The organism is Photobacterium sp. DNB22_13_2, from assembly GCF_052873915.1.
The window spans coordinates 1-238 of sequence record NZ_JBNNXU010000285.1; the positions used below are offsets into that span (position 1 = coordinate 1).

A 238-nucleotide genomic window follows, 5' to 3' on the forward strand; every position below is an offset into this window, starting at 1 on the left:
GTGCTGCAGGATGCCAGCCGCTTCATCGGCATGCACTTCTTCAATCCGGTGCCGATGATGGCGCTGGTGGAAGTCATCCGCGGTCTGCAGACGAGCGATGCCACGCACGCCGACGTCGAGGCGCTGGCCAAGCAACTCGGCAAGACGCCGATCACGGTCAAGAACAGCCCGGGTTTTGTGGTCAATCGCATCCTGTGCCCGATGATCAACGAGGCGTTCTGCGTGCTGGGCGAGGGCC

1 protein-coding gene is annotated in these 238 nt (G+C 63.0%); it reads left to right on the forward strand.

Features of this window, described 5'->3' with window-relative positions; genetic code table 11:
• A partial coding sequence (locus tag ACVA58_RS28660) for a 3-hydroxyacyl-CoA dehydrogenase NAD-binding domain-containing protein (RefSeq protein WP_446513619.1) occupies window positions 1–238 on the forward strand: 238 nt, incomplete at both ends.